The following is a 19,523-nucleotide window of genomic DNA, read 5'->3' as shown; positions in this document are numbered from 1 at the left end:
CCTCCCCCACGCGCTTTCCGGGAAGAAAAATCGTGGCTGCCGAAGAACTGGAGAGATGTCCGGAATTGCCGGTAATGGGCTGTCCGTAAGCGTTGCATGATTCGTCCCCGTCGCTACGCTGTTCGCCATGAGCCGACCCGCACCCCTCGGAGCGCCCGGCGAGGCGCGCACCGTTCTCGCGATCACGCCGTTCCGGCGGCTGTGGATCTCGCTGTCCCTGTCCAGCCTCGGTGACTGGCTGAGCCTCCTGGCACTCATCTCCCTGGCCGCCATCCTCACCCAGGGCGAGGAAGCGGTCGTGCGGTACTTCGCGGTGAGCGGCGTGGTGGTCCTCAGGGTGCTCCCCTCGGTGCTGCTCGGCCCGATCGCCGGAGCGCTGGCCGACCGCGTCGACCGCCGCCTCACCATGGTCGTCAGCGACATCCTCCGCGGTCTGCTCTACGTCTCGATCCCCATCGTCGGACGCCTGGACTGGCTGCTCATCGCCAACTTCCTCGCCGGGTGCGCGGCGCTGTTCCGGGCGTCCGCCAGGGACGCCACCGTGCCCACCCTGGTGCCCAAGCACCGGCTGGAGCAGGCCGACCAGCTCAACCTGCTCACCACCTACGGCGCGGCGCCGGTGGCCGCGGGACTGTTCGCGCTGCTGGCCGCCCTCAGCACGCTGCTGGGCGGCCTCTTCCCCGCGCTGCGGACGCCCGAGGCGGACTTCGCCCTCTACGCCAACGGCGTCGCCTTCCTCGTCGCCGCCGTCGTCGCCTGGCGGCTGCCGATCCCCGTCACACGCGGCTCCGACAGCCCCACCCGACCGTCGACGTTCCGCGCGATCTGGGAGGGCCTGCGGTTCGCCGGAACCACCAGGCTGGTACGCGGCCTGCTGCTGGGCATGCTCGGCGCGTCCGCCGCGGGCGGCGCGGTCATCGGCGTGGCACGGATCTTCGTGACCAGCCTCGGCGCGGGCAACGCCGGATTCGGTGTGCTGTTCGCGGCGGTCTTCACCGGGATGGCGGTCGGCATGTTCGCCGGTCCCCGGATACTGCGCGACCTCAGCCGCCGCCGCCTGTTCGGCCTGTCCCTGGGCCTGTCCGGGGTGGCGCTGCTGCTGGTCGGACTGGTCAACGACATGGTCCTGGCCGCGGTGCTCACCACGGCCCTGGGCGTCGGCGCGGGAATCGCCTGGGCGATCGGCCTGACGATGCTGGGCCAGGAGGTCGAGGGCGACATCCGCGGCCGCACCCTCGCGTTCCTGCACGCCATGGCCCGGGTCGTGCTGATGGGCTCGGCCGCAGCGGCTCCGCTGGTCGCGGCAGCGATGGGCTCCCGCCGCTTCGAGGCGGGCGAGCTGGCCTACGATTTCCACGGGTCGGCCGGGGTGCTCCTGATCGCCGCGGCGCTGCTGATCCTGGTGGCGCTGGTCACCTACTGGCAGGTGAACGACAACCACGAGGTGTCGCTGCTGGCCGAACTCAGGACCGCGCTGGGAGGCGGGAAGCCCGGGGACGACGCCCCCGAACGGCCCGGCGGACTGTTCGTGGTGCTGGAGGGCGGTGAGGGCTCCGGCAAGTCCACCCAGGTCCGCGAGATCGCGGTGTGGCTGCGCGAGGAGGGCTTCGACGTGCTGACCACCCGCGAACCGGGAGCCACCAAGCTGGGCATGCGGCTGCGCACGATGCTGCTGGACAAGGCGCACGCGGGCATGGCCGCGCGGACCGAGGTGCTGCTGTACGCGGCCGACCGCGCCGAACACGTCGAAACGGTGATCCGGCCCGCCCTGGAGCGGGGCGCGATCGTCATCAGCGACCGCTACGTCGACTCGACCCTCGCCTACCAGGGCGCCGGTCGCGACCTGGACGGGGACGAGGTCGCCCGGCTCAACGACTGGGCCACCGGGCGGCTGGTGCCGGACCTGACCATCGTGCTGGACCTGCCCGTGGAGGAGGGGCTCAGGCGGCACGCCGACCGACCCGCCGACCGGCTGGAGTCGGAGTCCCTGGAGTTCCACGAGCGGGTCCGCCGCGGCTTCTTGCAACTGGCCGACCGTGAGCCCGAACGCTACCTGGTGCTGGACGCCCAGGAGCCGCAGGAGGCCGTCACCCGGGCCATCCGGCGGCACCTGCGGCCGCTGCTGCCCGACCCGGTGCCTGACGACGCCGAGCAGATCACCGGGATGATCCCGATCATCAAGGAGTGACCCGACGGGTCGGCAGGGGCGGCGCCGCGGCACGGCGCCGCCCCTTCTTCGTGTGTCAGGCGATCCTGGCGAGCAGATCCGCCGCGGTGGACGTCTGCGGGAAGAGCGCCCCGCCCGGGTCCAGCGGCGCGGACTCGGCGAGCGAGCCGATGTCGACGGGGGTGAACCCGGTGTCGCGGACCAGGTCGGCGACGGTCCGCTTGGCGTCGGCGTCGTCCCCGGCGATCGTCATCGCCCACAGCAGCGGCTGGGCCAGGCCCCGGGACGCCAGCAGTTCGTACATCACGTGGGTGAAGGCGCGCACCACCCGGGAGCGGGGGAGCAGTGCTGCGGTCGCCTCCCCGGCGGTCCGCCCCTCGGGAAGGGTGGAGACGATGCGTCCGTCGGGGGAGAAGGTCACGGGGTTGGTGGTGTCGACGACCACCTTGCCGTCCAGGGCCGTGCCCACGGCGTCGAGCGTCGCGGCGAGCGCCGTGTGGGGGACGGCCAGCACGACGACGTCGGAGTGCCGGGCGGCCCGCGGCGCGGTGTCGGCCGAGGCCCGCGGTCCCAGTTCCCCGACCAGGTCGGTGAGGCGTTCGGGGGAGCGCGACCCCAGGACCACGGTGTGTCCGGCACGGACCCAGTGGCGGGCCAGCGTCGAGCCGATCCGGCCCGCGCCGAGGATGCCGAGGTGAAGAGGGCGAGTGGAGTGCATGGAGTTCTGTCTCTTGTGTCGGTGTGTGGAGTGGTCGACCACCATGAAGTACTAACTGAAAAGATTATAGCTAGAAGTTTGTCTGGTCTGGCTAAAGTGGGTCCATGGCCAGCGATCCCGCTCCCACCTCCCCGTCCGACGCCGACGCGCAGATCTGCGGCCTGGTCGCCGAACTGGCCCGACGCATCGACGCCCACGTGCGCTCCCGCGGCGACCGACTCGAACTGACCGCCACCCAGGCCGTCGCCCTGCGCGAACTCACCGGCCCGCTGACCATGCGCGAACTCGCGGCGCGGATGTGCTGCGAACCGTCCAACGTCACCTTCGTGGTGGACCGGCTGGAACGCCGCGGTCTCCTGGAACGCCGTCTCGACCCCGCCGACCGGCGGGTCAGGCGGCTGGTCCTCACCGACAGCGGCACGGCCCTGCGGGCGCGGCTGCTCGACCTGCTCACCGAGGACTCCCCGCTGGGCTGCCTGACCGACGCCGAACGCCGGGCCCTGTGCGAACTGCTGGGCACGGCGGTGGGCCGCGGCGACCGTCCCGGGGACACGGCCGAACCCGCCCCCGATGTCGGCGTGTCCTCCTATGCTGAGCGGTGATGAGCGTCTTCGACGACCTGGTGGGCCAGGACACGGTGATCGAGCAGCTGCACTCGGCCGCGCGCGCGGCCGACGACCTGCTCGCGGGCGGTGACGGCGCGGGCATGACGCACGCGTGGCTGTTCACCGGACCGCCCGGATCGGGACGGGCGCAGGCGGCGCGGGCGTTCGCCGCCGCCCTGCAGTGCCCCGACGGCGGCTGCGGCCACTGCCCCTCCTGCCACCAGGTGTTCGCCGGCACCCACCCCGACGTGCTGTACGTGCGCCCCAGTGGGCTCAGCTTCGGCGTGGAGCGGACCCGCGAACTGGTCATGCGCGCCGCCTCCAGCCCCACGGGGGGCCGCTTCCGGGTGGTGCTGTTCGAGGACGCCGACCGTGCCACCGAGGCCGCCTCCAACGCCCTGCTCAAGGCCGTGGAGGAACCCGCCGCGCGCACGGTGTGGCTGCTGTGCACGCCCACCGCCGAAGACCTGCTCGTCACCATCCGCTCCCGCTGCCGCCTGGTGACCCTGCGCACCCCCGCCACCCGGGCGGTCGTCGAGGCGCTGGTCGACCGCGACGGCGTCGACCCGGGGCGCGCGGCCGAGGCGGCGCGCGCCGCGGCCGGGCACTTCGAACGGGCCCGCACCCTGGCCACCGACCAGACCGCCCGCGAACGGCGCCAGGAGATCCTCGCCATTCCCGCCCGCCTCGACAGCCTGGGCGCCTGCGTCCAGGCCGCCGCGCGGCTGTACGAGATCGCCGAGGCCGAGGCCAAGGAGACCACGGCGGCCCTCGACGAGCAGGAGAAGGCCGACCTCAAGGCCGCGTTCGGCGAGGGAGCCACCGGCAGGGGCGTGGCCAGGGCCGTGCGGGGCGCGGCCGGAGCCATCAAGGAACTGGAGGAGCGCCAGAAGCGCCGCGCCACCCGCCTCAAACGCGACGCCTACGACACCTCCCTGATGGACCTGGTCGCCTTCTACCGCGACGTACTCGCCGTCCAACTCGGCGCGTCCGTGGAACTGTCCAGCGGCGACCACGACGCCGACCTGCGCCGCGTCGCCCGCTCCTCGACCCCCGAGGCCACCCTGCGCCGCATCGACGCCATCATGGAGTGCCGCCGCCGCATCGGCGCCAACGTCCACCCCCAGATCGCCATGGAGGCGATGACGGCGTCGCTGTACCTGGGGTGAGACCGACACGGCCGCCCCTGGCACCGCCCGCCCGCCGACGCCTAGGCTGACCCCCATGCCCATGATGATGGCGGTGAGCTTCGAACGGTACGGACAGCTCCACTACCTCGACCCGGGACAGACCAGCCCCCGCGTGGGCGACAAGGTGCTCGTACCCACCGACGAGGGCCCCGAGGTCGCCGAGTGCGTGTGGGCGCCGCAGTGGGTCGGTGAGGACGTCGACGGTCTCCCCGTGTGCCAGGGCATCGCCACCGAGGAGGACCTGGCCCGCGCCGAACACGCCCGCCGCCGCCGGGCCGAGGCGCGCCGGACCGCCAAACGGCTGATCCGCGCACACGGACTGAACATGAGGGTCATCGGCGTCGACCACGCCACCGCGGGCAACACCTTCACCGTCTACTTCACCGCGCCGTCCAGGGTGGACTTTCGCGCCCTGCTGCGGGAACTGGGCCGTACCCTGGACGCACGGGTACGGCTCACCAGGGTCCCCGCACGCGACGGCGCGCGGATCCAGGGCGGCATCGGCCCGTGCGGGCGCGACCTGTGCTGCGCCACCTTCCTCACCGACTTCGAGCCGGTGACCATGCGCATGGCCAGGGCGCAGAACCTGCCCCCCAACCCGATGCGGATCTCCGGCGCCTGCGGCAAACTCATGTGCTGTCTGAGATACGAACACGAGCTGTACCGGGAGTTCAGGGCGGACCTTCCCCGAGGCAGCCGGGTGCGCACCCCCGACGGCGACGGTGTCGTCGTCGGACACGAGGTTCCGGCGGAGAAGGTCGTGGTCCGCCTCAACGCCGGCGGACGGCGCTGCGCGTGCGACCGCGCGGACGTCTGCGGCCCCAGGCAGGCATACGAGAGCGCCCACCGGGGCGGCACACGGAGAGCGGGAGCGAGTGGAAGCGAAGGGCTGGATCGGCGCGGCGCTGGCGGTGGCGCTGCTGGCGACGGGATGCGCTGAGTCGGACCGCGCACAGGAGTCCGGAACGGGAGACGACCCGCTGGCCGCCTTCCACCAGCAGGGCATCGACTGGGAGGACTGCGGCGACGGTTTTTGGTGCGGCACCTTCGAGGTCCCCGTGGACTACGACGATCCCGCGGGGGAGCGCCTGGAGATCGCGGTGAAGCGGCTGCCCGCGTCGGGTGACGACCGGATCGGCTCACTGGTGCTCAACCCCGGCGGACCGGGCGGCTCCGGGCTCGGCTACGTCACCTCCGCCTCCGCGGCCGTCAGCAAACAGCTGCGTGAACGCTTCGACATCGTCGGCTTCGACCCGCGCGGCGTGGGGCAGAGCACCCCGGTGTACTGCCTGAGCAGCGCGGAACTGGACGAATACTTCGGCTTCCAGTTCGACAGCGTCGACGGCGACGGCGACCCCACCGAGGTCACCGACGCGGGAGTCGAGGAGATCGCCGACCTCAACCGCGACTTCGTCGAGGCGTGCCGGGAACGCTCCGGCGACCTGATCCACCACGTGGGCACCGCCGACGTCGCACGGGACATGGACGTGCTCCGGGAACTGCTCGGCGACGACGGCCTCACCTACCTCGGCAAGTCCTACGGCACCTCCATCGGCGCCCACTACGCCGAACTGTTCCCCGGCAACGTGCGCGCCCTGGTGCTGGACGGCGCGGTCCCCCCGCACGGCGGCCAGTTGGAGACCAGCGTCGAACAGGCGGGCGGCTTCACCACGGCGCTGCGCGCCTTCGTCGAGGACTGCCTGAGCCGCCCCGACTGCCCGCTGGCGGACGGAGCCGACACCACCGTGGACGACGGTGTCGCGCGGATCGGGGAGCTGCTGGAGCGCGCCGCGCGGGAGCCGCTGGCCAACCGGATCGACCACCGTGAAGCCAACCGGCCCCGCGTCGAACTGGGCGTGCTCGCCGCGCTGTACAGCGAGTCGTTCTGGCCTCGGGTGCGCACCGGCCTCGACGAGGCGATCAACGGCGGCGACGGCACCGAACTGCTGCGGCTCGGCGACGTCCTGTACAAGCGCGGTGACCGCGAGACCTACCAGAACTCCATGGCCGCGCTGGTCGCGGTGAACTGCGCGGACCGGCCCGCCCCCCGCGACATCGGCGTCTACGAGGAGGCCGCGCGCACCGCCGCGCAGGCGTCGCCGCTGTTCGGGCCGTCACTGGCCTGGGGAGCGCTGCCCTGCGCCTACTGGCCCGAGGAGGCCCGCGAGGACGCGGTCGCCGAGATCGACGGCGACGGCGCGCCGCCCATCCTGGTCGTGGGCACCACCCGGGACTCCGCCACCCCGTATGAATGGTCCGAGGAACTGGCCGAAGCCCTGGACTCGGGGGTGCTGCTCACCTGGGAGGGGGACGGACACACCGCCTACCGGTCCGGTGACGCCTGCGTCGACCGGGCCGTCGACTCCTACCTGCTGGGCACGGAAGTCCCCGAAGACGGAACCGTCTGTGAGCCGCGAGACGACGTGTCGGACACGCGCTCCAGTGGTCAGGCGAGGTGAGAGCGGGCGCTGCCCGAAGCTTCGTCCCGGACGGTCCCCGGACAGGGGCGCCGCGCCTCCGACGCGAAGACGCATGCGATCCCAGCGACTACCCTGAGCTGTTTAAAGTCTGCCCAAAGTTCACCCCGGAGTCGAGACACCGCCTGTGTCGGGGGAATGCCCCTCTGGGGACGGTACAAAGCGGGGGGAACGGTATGAAGCGGATGAGAGACCTCTCGGTTCCGGTCGCCTCCGGGACGGCAACCGGCGGCACCGCGACACATCCGGCGCGGTCGTCGGTGATTCCGGGGCAGACCGCGTTCGTCGACGCCTACCCCGACTACGTCGACACGGCCGTGCTCGACGAACTCCGGGCGACCGAGTACCGCTACCTCGACGACAGAAACCACCTCTACCTGGACTACACCGGCGGCGGACTGCCAGCCGAGGCGCAGGTCAAAGCGCACACCCGACGGGTGGAGGGGCAGTGCTTCGGCAACCCCCACTCGGCCAACCCGACCTCGGAGGCCTCCACCGCGCTCGTGGAGCGGGCCAGGGCCGCGGTGCTGCGCTTCTTCAACGCCTCCCCCGAGGAGTACACGGCCGTCTTCACCCCCAACGCCACGGGGGCGTGCCACCTGGTGGGGGAGGCTTACCCGTTCGAGCCGGGAACGCGGTTCGTGCAGTTGGCCGACAACCACAACTCGGTGAACGGGATCCGCGAGTTCGCGCGGGCCAGGGGAGCGCAGATCGACACCGTCGACCTGGTCCCGCCCGAGTTGCGCGCCGCCGAGGCCGAGGTGCGCGCCTCGCTGGACCGCCCCGCGCCCTCGGCGCTGCGCCCGTTCTCCCCCGACGGCGACGGCGGCGCACGCTTCGGGTTGTTCGCCTACCCGGCGCAGAGCAACTTCACCGGGGTGCAGCATCCGCTGGAGTGGATCGACCTCGCCCACCGCCACGGCTTCGACGTGCTGTTGGACGCGGCCGCCTACGCGCCCGCCAACCGGATCGACCTGAGCCGGACCAAACCCGACTTCATGCCGGTGAGCTGGTACAAGCTCTTCGGGTACCCGACCGGCCTGGGCTGTCTGGTGGCGCGCAGGGAGGCGCTGGCGCGCCTGGAGCGGCCCTGGTTCGCGGGCGGCACGATCCAGGCCGCCAGCGTGCTCGGCGACTGGTACCACCTGGCCGACGGGGCCGCGGCCTTCGAGGACGGCACCGTGAACTACCTGTCGATCCCGGACGTGGAGGTGGGGCTGCGCTGGCTGTCGGCGATCGGGATGGACACCGTGCACACCAGGGTGCGATGTCTCACCGGATGGCTGCTCGACCGGTTGACCGAGGCCCGCCACTCCACCGGGACGCCGCTGGTACGGGTCTACGGGCCCACCTCCACCGAGGCGCGTGGCGGCACGGTCGCCTTCAACTTCCTCGACCCGGCGGGCCGCGTCGTCGACGAGCGTGTGGTCGCCCGCGACGCGGCGGCGGCCAACATCTCCCTGCGCACCGGCTGCTTCTGTAACCCGGGGGCGGGCGAGGCGGCTTTCGAGCTGCACCGCGAGGACCTGCGACTGCCGGGGCTGCGCACCGCCTCCACCCTCGACGAGGTGCTGGCGGCCGTCGGCATGCCCACAGCCGGAGCGATCCGGGTCTCCGTCGGCCTGGCCAGCACGCTGGGGGACGTGTCGCGGTTCCTGGAGTTCGCCCTCTCCACCTACCTCGACCGGTTCCCCGACACCCGCGACCTGCCTTCGCGCCTGGCCTGCTGACCCGGCCGACATCGGTTTCGGCCACGCCTCGGGACACGCTAGACTGGCACCGCCTCACCCCGAGGCGATGCCGCCTTAGCTCAGTCGGCCAGAGCGACGCACTCGTAATGCGTAGGTCGAGGGTTCGATTCCCTCAGGCGGCTCGCAGACCAAAGGGCCTCTCCCAGTGCTGGGAGAGGCCCTTTGCTAACGCCCTTGCTAACACGCGCTCAGCCGTCGACGTCGCCGAGCGCCTGGGCGAAGACGTCGGCCGCCGCCGTCTCGGCGTCGCGCACCACGTGCGCGTAGACCCGCAACGTGATCGCCGGATCGGCGTGGCCCAGCCGAGCCGCCACCACGTGGACCGGAACGCCCGCCATGAGCAGTGTGGTCGCGTGCAGGTGCCGCAGGTCGTGCAGCCGGGCCAGGGGGAGAGGTTCAGCCGGAGCCGGACGGTCGGTCGGAGCGTTGTGCATCCTGATGAAGGTACGGAACAGCCCGGTCACCGTGTCCGGGTAGACCGGCTCACCCCACGCCGTGGTGAACACGTAGCCGTTGGGATCACCGCGCCACTCCTCACCCGCAGTCTCGGCCTCCTCGCACTGCCGAACACGGTGCGCGCGCAGCACCCCCACCGTCCCGGCGTCGATGGTCACCACCCGGGACCGGCCGCTCTTGGTGGTGCCCTCCACCCGGACCCCGCCGACCACCGCAGTGGACCCGGTGATGGTGATGCGCCCGCCGTCGAGGTCGACGTCAGGCCACCGCAGGTGCAGCAGCTCACCCCGACGCGCCCCGGTGTAGGCCGCCAGGTGGAAGAACGCGAACAGGCGATGCCCGCGCGCGACCTCCAGAAAGGCCCGCAGTTGCGCCTTGGTCCAGACGTCGCCCACCTCCCGGTAGACGTCCCGGGGCCGCTTGGCCCGCTCCACCGGGTTGCTGGGTAGGAGTTGGTCGACCTCCACGGCGTCGCGGAACGCCTTGCGCAGTACGGCATGCAGATGGGTCACCGTGCTCACCGCCAGCGGACGCCCGCCCTTGCCGCCGCGAGCCCGCAGGTCCCGGTAGAGCCTGGTGAACGTGGACGGCCGCAGCGCCTGGACCTTCACCGACCCGATGCGCGGCAGCACGTACAGCCGGATGCAGTTGCGGTAGTCGTCGAGCGTGCGCGGTTTGACCTCCATCGCGTGCCCGTCCAGCCACTCGGCGAGGTAGTCCGCCACGGTCAGGTCAGAGCGTTCGATGTACTCGCCGCGCCGGGCCTTGACCCGTGCTTCGTCGCGGGCGGCCTTGGCTTCGTCCTCGGTGGCGAAGCCGCCGACCCACTTGGGTTTGCTCACCCCGGTTTCCGGGTCGGGTACGCGGATGACGTAGGACCAGGTCTTGCCGCGTTTCATCACGCCGTCGCGGAGCTTGCCCATCAGGCCGCCTCCTCCTGGTCGAGGAGCCCGGAGACGTAGTCGTCCAGCGCCGAGACGGGGATACGGCGGGAACCGCCGATGCGCAGCGAGCGCACCGCCCCGGAGGCGAGCAGTTCGTAGAGCTTGCTTCGGGAGATCGCCAGCACGCGCGCGGCTTCGGGAACGGTCAGGAGGAGACGCGGGGGGGTGGTCATGCTGCCCTCTGTTCAGTTGCCGAAAGAGTGGTCTGCTGTGCCGCCTGGAGTGCCGCGCGGCGTTTCAACGTCTCGCCAACCGCCCGCAACAGGCGGTGCTCACGAGGTGGCACGTCCGGGTCGGTGGGTCGGGCCAGTTCCCAGGCGACGTGGTCACCGCCGCCGCCGAGTGCGCGCAGGGGGAAGGCGGCGGGTTGCGCGTCCTCCTGGGCGTGGCCGGGGTTGTCCGGGTCGAGGCCGAGGGTGCGCAGGACCCAGGCGAGGCGGTCGGCCTTGTGGTCAGCGAGGGTCTTGCCGGACCACTTGCGCGAGACCAGCACCCGACGGCCCGCGTAGCCGAGGTGTTCGCGCCGGTGGGCTTTGGAGGTGCAGAAGCCCGGCCGCAGTCCGGCTTTGGCGTCTTTGGGTTGGATGCCGTGGCGCAGCCAGTTCGCGCACCGAGGCGAGCAGGGTTCATAGCGCAGGGCGTCGAGTAGCCGGTCCACGTGCTGTTCCTGCGCGACGGTTTCCACGGCGTGGCATTCGGCGATGTCCTTGGTCAGGTACTTGGCCAGGTAGCGGACGCAGCGGTCGGCGTCCGCAGAGCCCGCGAGCACGCCTTTGGCGTCCACTTGAGGGCCGAACCGACAGACGTGCAGGGGTTGCGCGTTGGGGTCGGCGTCGAGTGCGTCGAGGGCCTCATCCCAAGAAGGCAGGACTTCCCCGGTCGCCGGGTCGAAGTAGGAGCCCGTTTCTTCGTCCCAGACGGGCAGGTGGTCGCCGTCGTAGACAACCCGGTCGGTCGAGGGCCACCACACCTGGTGGTAGGTCGCCGCCGCGATCTGCCGCAACTCAGCGCGCGGAATCGTGCCCCGAATCGCCATGTGCAGATGCGGAGCCAACCGGCGTTGCGGCTCCACCGTGGCGAAGTACTGCACCTCGAAGCCCGCGACGCGGCGGAGGTTCTGCACGAACCGGTCCACCAGCTTGGAGAAGTGCAGGGCGTCGCGTGCGGCCCGCCGATAGTCGTACGTCGCAGGATCAACCGGTGTTCCGTCGGAGCGCACCCGCCCGTAGGTGTCGCAGGTCAGGGTGACGAACAGCGACGGCCGGAACACCTTGCCCGAGTCCGGGTCGGTGAAGGCCCTGCCCACGGTGCGCCGCACCATCGGCCGCTTGGGCAACTCCGGAGCGTCCTGCCGCCGCCGAGTGGACCGCACCCGCCGAGAGCGAGTCGCCGCTGCCGAGGAGGGAGCCGGAGCGGCCTTGCCCCGCAGCCCCGAGGCGGCGATCTCTTCGTCAAGGTCCGCGATCGCCGCATCCAGTTCGGCCAGGGCCTCAGAGTCAGCGCCGCAGGAGGCCAGCCGGTCCCGCTCAGCCGTGACCACGGCCCGCCGCTCCACCCAGGCCCGCTGCACCTCGGAGGGATCATCGGAAACCACGGTCGGTTCCTCGGCCAGGTGCCAGCCCTCCTCACACTGCGAACGCCGCAGGGACCGCTTGCGGCGAGCACACGCCGGACAGCGGGATTCCAGCGTGGACCCGCAGGGGACGTCGATGACCTCGGTGGCCCCGGTGGCGGTGTCGATGCGCCGCAGACTCACCGGGCGGATGCACACCCCGTGGTCTGCGGCGATCTGTTCGGCCACGTCCCGCGCCAACGGCTGAGCCAGACGTTCGGCGCGCGTGGTCTTCCCGGTCGGTGTGGGCATCTACGCGGCCCCTCCCACCGCGCACAGCCCCGACGACGAGGTCGGGGCGTGATTGGCGGTCATGGTGTCGATGTCGTCATCGGACACATACGCCGCCCGCACGCGGACCGGCATGGGCGAGCCCTCCAACCGCACGAAGGCGACCCCGGGAAGGGTGGAGTCGATCAGGTGGGCGTTCGCGCCCCGGTCGCGTGCGCCTTCGCCGAGGACCATGTCCACCTGACTCGCTTCGTCCAGGCGCAGGGCGATCTTGTCGGGGAACAGGTTGCGCAGGTTCATGACTTCCTTGCGCGGGTCCTGGAGGGCGGCAAGGACGCAGAACCCCACCGACCGGCCCTGACTGGTGAGCGTGGCAATCGCGTTCTCGGCGCGGCGGCGCACGTCCCGGTCGGGGTGGTAGGCGGTCAGGAACGCCACCTCGTCGAGGACCACCACCGTGAACGGGTCCTCGGTCGTGGGAGTGTGGGAGCGTTGGCGGCCCGCGTACCGTTCGGCCCGCTCCCGCATCTGGGCCACCGCTTCTTCGAGCAGGGCCACCGCCGCTTCCCCGGTGTCGGCGTAGCGGGCGAACAGCGAGCGCCCGTAGGACAGTTCCATGCGCTTGGGGTCCACCGCCCACACCTGCGCGGTGCCGTCCTCCAGAGCGGGGAGCATGGCGCGGATCGCCGACCACAGCACCGACCCCTTGCCCGAGCCGGTCACCCCCACCACCAGGACGTGAGTCCCATGCAGCCTCAGCCGCCACGGCGTGCCGTCCTCCTGAAGCCCCACGGGCAGTGCGCCGAGGTCAGGGACGGTCGGAACGTCGAGCGCGGCAATCGGTTCGGCGAGGGTGTCCCACCGGGGAAACTCCAGAACCACATCCCGCGGCCCGAGTACGGTCACGCGGCAGGAAGGCGCGCCGAACCCGTGCGCCAACTCGGCAACCCGGTTCTCGAAGTCCGCGGGTGTGGTTCCGGCGACCAGGCGCACGCGGACCCGGTCGGCCCACGCCGAGCAGGTCACCCGCCGAATCCTGGGGAGGTATTGGCGTTCCTGGTAGGTCTCGGCCAGCCCGGCCACCACGAGCACCGGTTGCCACTGCCGCGCATACACCCACCACCACCGCCAGGCCGCGAGCACGCGCAGCCCCACCCAGCGGCGAAACGAGACCGGCCAGCGCCGCCACCACACCAACAACCCGACATCGACCAGCGACCAGGCCACGGCCACGGTGATCCAGCCGAAGGCGCGCCAGACGAGGAACGAGGCGACGGCCGCAGCCACGGCCACGGGGAAGCGGAACGGCAGCTTGACCACCAGGACCACCAGCCGGGCCAGCCAGCGGGCCACGATCAGCGCCACCGGAGTGGGCAACACCGGAGCGGCGAACCGGAACGCCTGCGCCGGAACCGGAGTCGTCGCCTGCACCTGCTGAGACGCCGGACGAGGAGACCACCACATCAGCACCCACCCCCCGTCGAGCGAGCCAGGCGAGCGCGGGCGGCGTCGAGCTGGGCACGCGCGATCGCCGCCACCTCGAAGGCTTCCGGGTCGACGGAGTCAGCGGCGATCCGGGTGAGCAGGTCCGCCTTGCGCTCGAAGAACGCCACGTCTTCCGCCGGAGTCGACGGCGCGCGGTTCTTCGAGCGTTCACGGACCAGGGCCAGGAACTCGGAGATCTCCCGAGGAGAGACGGGAGAGGGCTGGTCAGCCATAATCAGACACACCTCTTCTGTGGTTCATCGGTTGGGAAGCCGAACGGAAATACGGAGGGGTTGAAGGGGCGGCGGATGTTGGCGCATCAGCCGCCCCGCTTACACATCAGGAGGGATTAGGCGGCGTCCTTGGCCGCACGGCGAGCACCAGCACCGGGAGCCTTGAGGCCGCGTGCCCGCAGCGAGTAGGCCACCCGAGGACGGCGCCCGGAGTCATCCACGTAGGGCATGACCGACATGCCCTCGAACTCCACCGGCCGGAACGGCAGCCCCGCCACCTCATCGGGCAGGGTCGGGCAGACCTCGGCCGCCACCTTGACCTTCACCGACTTGGCCTTGCCCCGCGCGTTGGGATCGGCGTCGATCACCTCCACCGCCCACAACGGCAGGCCCGACTCCTTGTCGAGCTGGGGCCGCTTGGTCTCGAAGTCGGTAATCGCCTCCACCCCCAGCGCGAACGCCCCGTGCGGGAACACCGTCCCGAACGCCACCGGCAACGCACCCTGAATCGCCATCAGACCAAATCCCATCTATCAGGAAAGAGAAGAACCACAACCTGACTTATCAGGTTGTGGTTCGAGAGTAGGTGTGCGGACCTGATAGGTCAAGTTCGATTCGGTGGATTTCCTGACAGAACTAGTGGAGCGGGTAGACGTCCCGAAGTTCGTGCCGGTCGCCGGGAAGAACGGCGTCGATCATCTGAAGGGCCGCACCGTCGACGTCGTGCCCGGTCACCACGATGTTGAGCACCGGAGCACCGGCCGCGATCTCCAACACCTGGGCTTCCTCCGGTGTGGCCGCACGGGCGATGGTGCGCTCCACCGCGTAGTCCAAGCGGATCTTCTTGCGCTCGAAGAGGTGACGGCGGATGCTCGGTCCCAGCGGTTCAGGGGAGGCGAACCGGGTGCCGGAGGCTAGTTCCAGCGGAAACCAGGCCGAGACCAGTTCGGTCGGCCCGTCATCGTCGCTGATCACGTACTGACGTAGGAACGCCTTGGCCGGAGCGGGGAGGTCCAGCAGACCGGCCACCCGAGGAGGAGCCACCACGATCCCGGCTTGCAGCAGTTCGGCCGCCTGCTCTTCCTCGGAGCCCTCCAGCAGTTCCAGGCCGGGACGCGCGGACTCCTCGGCGACCTTGGGTTTGGCGGCACGCACGTAGGAACCTGAACCGGTCTGGGTGTAGATCAGCCCCTCATCCCGCAGCACGTTGAGGGCGTTGATCACCGTGGGCCGCGAGACCTCGAACTCCTCGCTCAGCTTCCCCTCTGAGGGAAGGGCGTCGCCCAGCCGGTAGACCCCCGAGGCGATGCGTTCGCGGATGATCCGCGCCACCCGCTCATACTTGCGCTCGCCGCCAGCCATCGTTGTTTCCATCCCAGCTCAACCAACATGAACTATCAAGTGACACTGACAGGAGAACCTGTCACAGTCAACCGCCGTAGAGGCTCCACAGCAGGTCGAGGACCTCCACGGAGCTACTGTTCATCGCCGCCAGTCGGGCGCGCAGCATCACCGCATCCCCCGCCGTCACGGGCGTTCCGCGATAGACCGCCACCCATCCGCCCTCGGGAAGCGGACGCACGATCGCACCGGAGAACTCCCGCTGCAACTCCCGGGCGATCAACCCGCGCAGCCGCGCTATCGACGCTTCCAATTCGGAGCCCGTCACCGGACGACCAACCGCGCCCGGAAGTAACGCACCAGTTGGTAGGCCGCCTCATGGGAGTCCGCGCACAGCGCCCGCCGGTAGAAACCGTCCCGCAGCACGTAGGCCCCGCGTTCGGTGGCCGAGACCCACACCGGCCCCACATAGCCGGGATGCTCCACCCGCAGCTCACCCAGCACCGGAACGAAACGAGCGCCGAGGCCCAGCCAGTCCAGACGGACCCGCAGCGCGTTGAGATGCCCCGCCTGCCGCGTCGAGGCCATCACGCCGCCGTCTCCCCGACCGAGGCAACCGCGATCCGACCCGATCCCGCACAGTCCCAGCAGTCCTGCCGCTGAGGCTCCACCCGCAGCCCGGCCATGGTCGTCCGGTCGAAGCCCCGGCGCAGCCGCACCCACCGCCAGCCACGGCCCCGACAGTTCGTGCACGTCGTGTTCGTGTCACCGTCCATGACCCCAGGTTTCCGCGGTCGAAATCGCAAACCCATTCCCACGAGCTATCCCAAGTAGGGATAATGACGACCCCACCACCGTGAGAGGGGCCGCGATGGCTGGACGAGCACCAGAACCGATCGCCATTCCTGCATGGGCGTGGAAACGTGAAGAAACGCGCCGGATTTTGCAGGAACGCGACGTCGCCGGTCTGCTCAGGTTCGCCCAGCACTACGGCGGTGCCAGTCAGACCAGGATTGCCGCAGCCACCGGAATCGCTCAGGGGCGCATCAGCGAAATCCTCAACGGCCGCAAGCGCGTGACCGCCTTCGAGGTGTTCGAGCGCATCGCCGACGGCTTGGGCATGCCCGACCAGGCACGCATGCTGTTCGGTCTGGCACCCCTGAACCTGGCCATCCTCACCGGGGATAGTGCACCGGCCGCGGCCCCCACGGCCCGACTCTCCCCGCCTAGCGTGGAGGAGAAGGAGGACCGAGTGAAACGACGCCAGTTCATCAGCCTTGCCGGAGCGGGCATCGCCGCCACCACCGGATCACTGACCGGCGCGGACCGCATCGCCGCCGCCCTCACCCGCTACACGACCCCGACCACGGCCCACGCCCCCAACCTCACCGTCGAGGCACTGACCAAGGCCGTACGGGCGGCCAAGATCGGCTACCAGGCATGCCACTACGGCACGGTGGCCCAGCAACTTCCCACACTGCTGGACCGGCTCGCCGCCGCCACGGCCACCTTCACCGGTGACGATCTCCGAACCGCCTACGTCCTCCAGGCCGAGGCGTACCACGTGGCGTCCAGCGTGCTGCTCAAGTCCGAGGAACGCGGATTGGCGTGGCTCGCCGCCGACCGCAGCATGCAGGCCGCCGAGCGCAGCGAGAACCCCACCACCATCGGCGCCAGCGCCCGCATCGTCACCCACGCTCTGATGAAGGACCGCCACTACGGCCCGGCCACCGAGCTCGCCGCCAGCATGGCCGAACGTGTCGACCACGACACCGCCGAACCGTCCCCGGACTCACTTTCGGTCTACGGCGCGTTGCTGCTGAGGGGAGCCGCAGCCGCCGCCAAGAACGAGGACCGCGCCCAGGCCCTCACTCTGCTGGACGAGGCCGAGGAGGCGGGCCGCCGACTCGGCGGAGACCACAACTACCAGTGGACCGCCTTCGGCCCCACCAATGTTCTCCTCCATCGGGTCAACATCGCCGTCGCCCTGGGCGACGCGGGCAGCGCCATCGACTACGCCCGCCAAGTCCGGTTGGACAACATCGACGTCACCGAACGCAAAGCCACCTTGTTCATCGACGCCGCCCGCGCCTACGCCCAGTGGAACAAGTTGGACCGCGCCTACGAAGCGCTGATGACCGCCGAGCGGTTCGCCCCCGAGGAGCTGAGGACCCGCCCGGCCGTCCACCAGGTCATCACCGACATCCACGCCCGTTCCACCGGCCACCTGCGCGCCAACATGACCGAACTCGCCGAGCGTGCCGGAATCGCCGCATGACCCAGCAGACCAAAACCCTCTACATCGTGGTGTGCGCCGCCGGCCCCGCTCCCGACGTCGGAATTCTCGTCGGCATGGCCCAGGAGGAAGGCTGGACCGTCCAGGTCATCGCCACCCCGGCGGCGGTCAGCTTTATCAACGTCGAGGCTCTGGAAAAGCAGACCGGCCGCCCAGTGCGCCACACCCACCGCAAACCCGGCCAACCCCGCTCTCCGAGAGCCGACGCCATTATCGTCGCCCCGGCCACCTTCAACACCATCAACAAACTCGCCAACGGAATCGCCGACAACTACGCCCTCGACGTAGTAAACGAAGCAATAGGACTTAGTATCCCCATTGCCATTCTTCCGTTTATTAATTCCGCCTACTCTGCGCGCCTACCATTTCAAAGAAGCCTGTCGTCACTTGCAAAAGAAAAGGTTTCTATCCTTTTTGGTAGAGGGATTTTTGCTCCACACGAGGCTGGCAAAGGGGGGAGCCTCAGAAAACTATTCCCCTGGAAGGAAGCTTTGAAGTTGATCAACTCGATTGACAAGTGAGGATAATCCAGTGAATCTTACCCCTTTTAAGAGTTTGAAATTCGGCGAAGCTGCGGCGGAGGACGAGGCAGAGAAAAATCCGAAGCTTTTCAAGAAAAGCTTCATGGACCCATGGGGCGTCGTAGACCAGGTCCAAGACGGAGAAGTTTTTCTACTTATTGGCCCCAAGGGGGTGGGAAAGTCTACGGTTGTAGAGTATCTCAAGATTAAAGGACAAGAGGAGCAAGCAGGATTCAGGGTTGATTCCTGCGACCTTGGGTCTTTGCATCAGTCTGTTGCCGCTGAGAAAAAGATAGGTGAAGAAAGCGAGAATGGTCGCACTGAGCTAGCTTGGACAGTGTTCCTCTGGCTGAAGCTCTTTGAGTCTGTGATGAACGACTTGGGGAGTGATATCTCTAGGGACCCTGACTATGTAGACCTCCATAACAAGCTGAAGAGATCTGGATTGGTTGATGGAGAATTTAGGACAGTCATCAGGGAGGTAAGGAAGAGAACGCATAAATTTACGCTCCCAAAAAGGATTTATGAGTTCCAAAGAGAAGACACTGGAAGTATTGAAATTCACGCAAATCAACTGGCTTCAGTTCTCGAAAATGCTGTCATAGAAGCGGAGACAGAGGCCACGCACGTTCTTGCTTTGGACGGCCTAGACAGCGCAATAATCGGCAGCGAGAGCTATTGGAATGTTCTTTCAAACCTTTTGCGAGCAGCTTATTCCATGCACAGAAAGCTAAGGAGGGCTCGCTCTAGAATTCGAATTCTCCTTCTGTGTAGAAGTGATATCTTTATGAAGATAAACCTCCCCGATAGTAATAAAATAAGGCAAGGGTGGGCAATTGAGTTCACTTGGGAGTATGGAAACAATGAAGCCGAATCCAGCTATCTTTGGGACCTGGTGGAAAAGAAAGCCAGGGCCGGAGGAGGGAAGTTCGACAATATACTTCTCGACTATCTTCCGCCCGAGATGATCTACGGCAAAAACGTTCATCGTCCCATGCATTCATACTTGATGAATTTAACGAGGCAAACTCCTCGCGACATACTCATGCTATTTCGCAATATATCTAAATCAGTCCCTTTTCAGGAAAATCATAGAACGCTAAGCGTTAAAGAGGTGCGAGCCGGGGTTAACAACTATTGCAAAAGCTACTTCGCCAACGAAATACTCAATGAGCTGGCTGGACTCACTCCGCATTCAGTGGCGTCCGCAACCTTAGGAATCTTGGGGAGCCTCGATCGAAGGTTTCAGAGAAGCGATTTCGAGAAGGCGTTTTCTGAAATCATAGAGAAAAACAATTTCACCATTGATCAACTTTTGCATCAACTTTTCCTTGCGGGGGCGATTGCAAACATAAAAAGGGGAAGGGAAGAATATATCCAGTTCTACCACCGAAGAAACCTTAATGAACTTAACGCCAGCGGCCCTTTCCTTCTCCATCCGGCTTTGGCTCTGGCAGTTAACGCAAAGTTCTAAGAGAACTTGCCGAATCTAGCTG

Annotated in this window: 19 protein-coding genes and 1 tRNA gene; 10 read left to right on the top strand and 10 right to left on the bottom strand. The window is 68.4% G+C overall.

Annotated features, from left to right (window positions below):
• Positions 1 to 127: 127 nt before the first annotated feature.
• Positions 128 to 2,188 (top strand): dTMP kinase, encoded by a 2,061-nt coding sequence (gene tmk, locus NI17_RS17135; RefSeq protein WP_119267839.1) that lies wholly within the window; start codon positions 128 to 130, stop codon positions 2,186 to 2,188.
• A 55-nt stretch (positions 2,189 to 2,243) separates the two neighbouring features.
• On the opposite strand, the gene NI17_RS17130 is transcribed toward tmk, so the two are convergent.
• The gene (locus NI17_RS17130; protein WP_119267838.1) at positions 2,244 to 2,930 is read right to left on the bottom strand and encodes an NADPH-dependent F420 reductase; all 687 of its coding nucleotides are present in this window, start codon (positions 2,928 to 2,930) and stop codon (positions 2,244 to 2,246) included.
• Between the two features lie 59 nt (positions 2,931 to 2,989).
• Here NI17_RS17130 and NI17_RS17125 point away from each other — a divergent pair, with 59 nt between their 5' ends.
• The 6 genes from NI17_RS17125 to NI17_RS17100 all read left to right on the top strand — a co-directional run bounded on the left by NI17_RS17125 (position 2,990) and on the right by NI17_RS17100 (position 9,030).
• Positions 2,990 to 3,487, top strand: a complete 498-nt coding sequence (locus NI17_RS17125) for a MarR family winged helix-turn-helix transcriptional regulator (protein ID WP_068688111.1) — start codon at positions 2,990 to 2,992, stop codon at positions 3,485 to 3,487.
• On the top strand, positions 3,487 to 4,659 hold the full coding sequence (locus tag NI17_RS17120) for a DNA polymerase III subunit delta' (RefSeq protein WP_068688112.1): 1,173 nt from the start codon (positions 3,487 to 3,489) through the stop codon (positions 4,657 to 4,659). The genes NI17_RS17125 and NI17_RS17120 overlap by 1 nt, the downstream gene beginning before the upstream one ends.
• A gap of 55 nt (positions 4,660 to 4,714) precedes the next feature.
• Positions 4,715 to 5,620: a PSP1 domain-containing protein gene (locus tag NI17_RS17115; RefSeq protein ID WP_068688113.1), complete on the top strand. Its 906-nt coding sequence runs from the start codon at positions 4,715 to 4,717 to the stop codon at positions 5,618 to 5,620.
• A complete protein-coding gene (locus tag NI17_RS17110) occupies positions 5,556 to 7,139 on the top strand; it encodes an alpha/beta hydrolase (protein ID WP_068688114.1) in 1,584 nt (527 codons plus the stop codon). The genes NI17_RS17115 and NI17_RS17110 overlap by 65 nt, the downstream gene beginning before the upstream one ends.
• Before the next feature lie 194 nt (positions 7,140 to 7,333).
• A complete protein-coding gene (locus tag NI17_RS17105) occupies positions 7,334 to 8,887 on the top strand; it encodes an aminotransferase class V-fold PLP-dependent enzyme (protein ID WP_068688115.1) in 1,554 nt (517 codons plus the stop codon).
• Between the two features lie 69 nt (positions 8,888 to 8,956).
• Positions 8,957 to 9,030: transfer RNA gene (locus NI17_RS17100), tRNA-Thr, on the top strand.
• A gap of 66 nt (positions 9,031 to 9,096) precedes the next feature.
• On the opposite strand, the gene NI17_RS17095 is transcribed toward NI17_RS17100, so the two are convergent.
• The 9 genes from NI17_RS17095 to NI17_RS17055 form a co-directional block, all read right to left on the bottom strand.
• Positions 9,097 to 10,287: a tyrosine-type recombinase/integrase gene (locus tag NI17_RS17095; protein ID WP_068688116.1), complete on the bottom strand. Its 1,191-nt coding sequence runs from the start codon at positions 10,285 to 10,287 to the stop codon at positions 9,097 to 9,099.
• Positions 10,287 to 10,481 (bottom strand): helix-turn-helix domain-containing protein, encoded by a 195-nt coding sequence (locus NI17_RS17090; RefSeq protein ID WP_068756014.1) that lies wholly within the window; start codon positions 10,479 to 10,481, stop codon positions 10,287 to 10,289. Before NI17_RS17090 ends, NI17_RS17095 begins: the two co-directional genes overlap by 1 nt.
• A complete protein-coding gene (locus NI17_RS17085; RefSeq protein ID WP_068688117.1) occupies positions 10,478 to 12,172 on the bottom strand; it encodes a replication initiator in 1,695 nt (564 codons plus the stop codon). The genes NI17_RS17090 and NI17_RS17085 overlap by 4 nt, the downstream gene beginning before the upstream one ends.
• Positions 12,173 to 13,615, bottom strand: a complete 1,443-nt coding sequence (locus NI17_RS17080) for an FtsK/SpoIIIE domain-containing protein (RefSeq protein ID WP_068688442.1) — start codon at positions 13,613 to 13,615, stop codon at positions 12,173 to 12,175.
• Positions 13,615 to 13,869, bottom strand: coding sequence for a hypothetical protein (locus NI17_RS17075; RefSeq protein WP_068688118.1), 255 nt, complete (start codon positions 13,867 to 13,869; stop codon positions 13,615 to 13,617). The genes NI17_RS17080 and NI17_RS17075 overlap by 1 nt, the downstream gene beginning before the upstream one ends.
• A 116-nt stretch (positions 13,870 to 13,985) precedes the next feature.
• The gene (locus NI17_RS17070; protein WP_068688119.1) at positions 13,986 to 14,384 is read right to left on the bottom strand and encodes a plasmid replication, integration and excision activator; all 399 of its coding nucleotides are present in this window, start codon (positions 14,382 to 14,384) and stop codon (positions 13,986 to 13,988) included.
• A gap of 121 nt (positions 14,385 to 14,505) precedes the next feature.
• Positions 14,506 to 15,231, bottom strand: a complete 726-nt coding sequence (locus tag NI17_RS17065) for a GntR family transcriptional regulator (RefSeq protein ID WP_068688120.1) — start codon at positions 15,229 to 15,231, stop codon at positions 14,506 to 14,508.
• Positions 15,232 to 15,298: 67 nt separating this feature from the next.
• On the bottom strand, positions 15,299 to 15,523 hold the full coding sequence (locus tag NI17_RS17060) for a hypothetical protein (RefSeq protein WP_147416975.1): 225 nt from the start codon (positions 15,521 to 15,523) through the stop codon (positions 15,299 to 15,301).
• An 11-nt stretch (positions 15,524 to 15,534) separates the two neighbouring features.
• Entirely contained in the window at positions 15,535 to 15,801 is a 267-nt protein-coding gene (locus NI17_RS17055) for a hypothetical protein (RefSeq protein ID WP_147416974.1), read from the bottom strand.
• A gap of 352 nt (positions 15,802 to 16,153) precedes the next feature.
• On the opposite strand from NI17_RS17055, the gene NI17_RS17050 reads away from it, so the two are divergent.
• The 3 genes from NI17_RS17050 to NI17_RS17040 are packed head-to-tail and all read left to right on the top strand — an operon-like array spanning position 16,154 to position 19,501.
• On the top strand, positions 16,154 to 17,488 hold the full coding sequence (locus NI17_RS17050) for a helix-turn-helix domain-containing protein (RefSeq protein ID WP_234401649.1): 1,335 nt from the start codon (positions 16,154 to 16,156) through the stop codon (positions 17,486 to 17,488).
• A complete protein-coding gene (locus NI17_RS17045; RefSeq protein WP_084012400.1) occupies positions 17,485 to 18,027 on the top strand; it encodes a flavoprotein in 543 nt (180 codons plus the stop codon). The genes NI17_RS17050 and NI17_RS17045 overlap by 4 nt, the downstream gene beginning before the upstream one ends.
• Positions 18,028 to 18,037: 10 nt before the next feature.
• Positions 18,038 to 19,501 carry a P-loop ATPase, Sll1717 family gene (locus NI17_RS17040; protein ID WP_147416973.1) on the top strand — a complete coding sequence of 488 codons (1,464 nt, stop codon included), beginning with the start codon at positions 18,038 to 18,040 and terminating at the stop codon, positions 19,499 to 19,501.
• Positions 19,502 to 19,523: the final 22 nt, after the last annotated feature.

This window comes from Thermobifida halotolerans (assembly GCF_003574835.2).
Classification (GTDB): domain Bacteria; phylum Actinomycetota; class Actinomycetes; order Streptosporangiales; family Streptosporangiaceae; genus Thermobifida; species Thermobifida halotolerans.
The sequence above is the reverse complement of the archived record's forward strand: the minus strand, read 5'-3'. Positions and strand labels throughout refer to the sequence as shown.

What these genes read in the sequence shown, in the direction of transcription:
- NI17_RS17065 (WP_068688120.1), bottom strand. Translation starts at nt 15,231, where the DNA reads ATGGCTGGCGGCGAGCGCAAGTATGAGCGGGTGGCGCGGATCATCCGC.
- tmk (WP_119267839.1), top strand. Translation starts at nt 128, where the DNA reads ATGAGCCGACCCGCACCCCTCGGAGCGCCCGGCGAGGCGCGCACCGTT.
- NI17_RS17075 (WP_068688118.1), bottom strand. Translation starts at nt 13,869, where the DNA reads ATGGCTGACCAGCCCTCTCCCGTCTCTCCTCGGGAGATCTCCGAGTTC.
- NI17_RS17080 (WP_068688442.1), bottom strand. Translation starts at nt 13,615, where the DNA reads ATGTGGTGGTCTCCTCGTCCGGCGTCTCAGCAGGTGCAGGCGACGACT.
- NI17_RS17130 (WP_119267838.1), bottom strand. Translation starts at nt 2,930, where the DNA reads ATGGTGGTCGACCACTCCACACACCGACACAAGAGACAGAACTCCATG.
- NI17_RS17115 (WP_068688113.1), top strand. Translation starts at nt 4,715, where the DNA reads ATGCCCATGATGATGGCGGTGAGCTTCGAACGGTACGGACAGCTCCAC.
- NI17_RS17120 (WP_068688112.1), top strand. Translation starts at nt 3,487, where the DNA reads ATGAGCGTCTTCGACGACCTGGTGGGCCAGGACACGGTGATCGAGCAG.
- NI17_RS17090 (WP_068756014.1), bottom strand. Translation starts at nt 10,481, where the DNA reads ATGACCACCCCCCCGCGTCTCCTCCTGACCGTTCCCGAAGCCGCGCGC.
- NI17_RS17085 (WP_068688117.1), bottom strand. Translation starts at nt 12,172, where the DNA reads ATGCCCACACCGACCGGGAAGACCACGCGCGCCGAACGTCTGGCTCAG.
- NI17_RS17045 (WP_084012400.1), top strand. Translation starts at nt 17,485, where the DNA reads ATGACCCAGCAGACCAAAACCCTCTACATCGTGGTGTGCGCCGCCGGC.
- NI17_RS17095 (WP_068688116.1), bottom strand. Translation starts at nt 10,287, where the DNA reads ATGGGCAAGCTCCGCGACGGCGTGATGAAACGCGGCAAGACCTGGTCC.
- NI17_RS17125 (WP_068688111.1), top strand. Translation starts at nt 2,990, where the DNA reads ATGGCCAGCGATCCCGCTCCCACCTCCCCGTCCGACGCCGACGCGCAG.
- NI17_RS17105 (WP_068688115.1), top strand. Translation starts at nt 7,334, where the DNA reads ATGAAGCGGATGAGAGACCTCTCGGTTCCGGTCGCCTCCGGGACGGCA.
- NI17_RS17070 (WP_068688119.1), bottom strand. Translation starts at nt 14,384, where the DNA reads ATGGCGATTCAGGGTGCGTTGCCGGTGGCGTTCGGGACGGTGTTCCCG.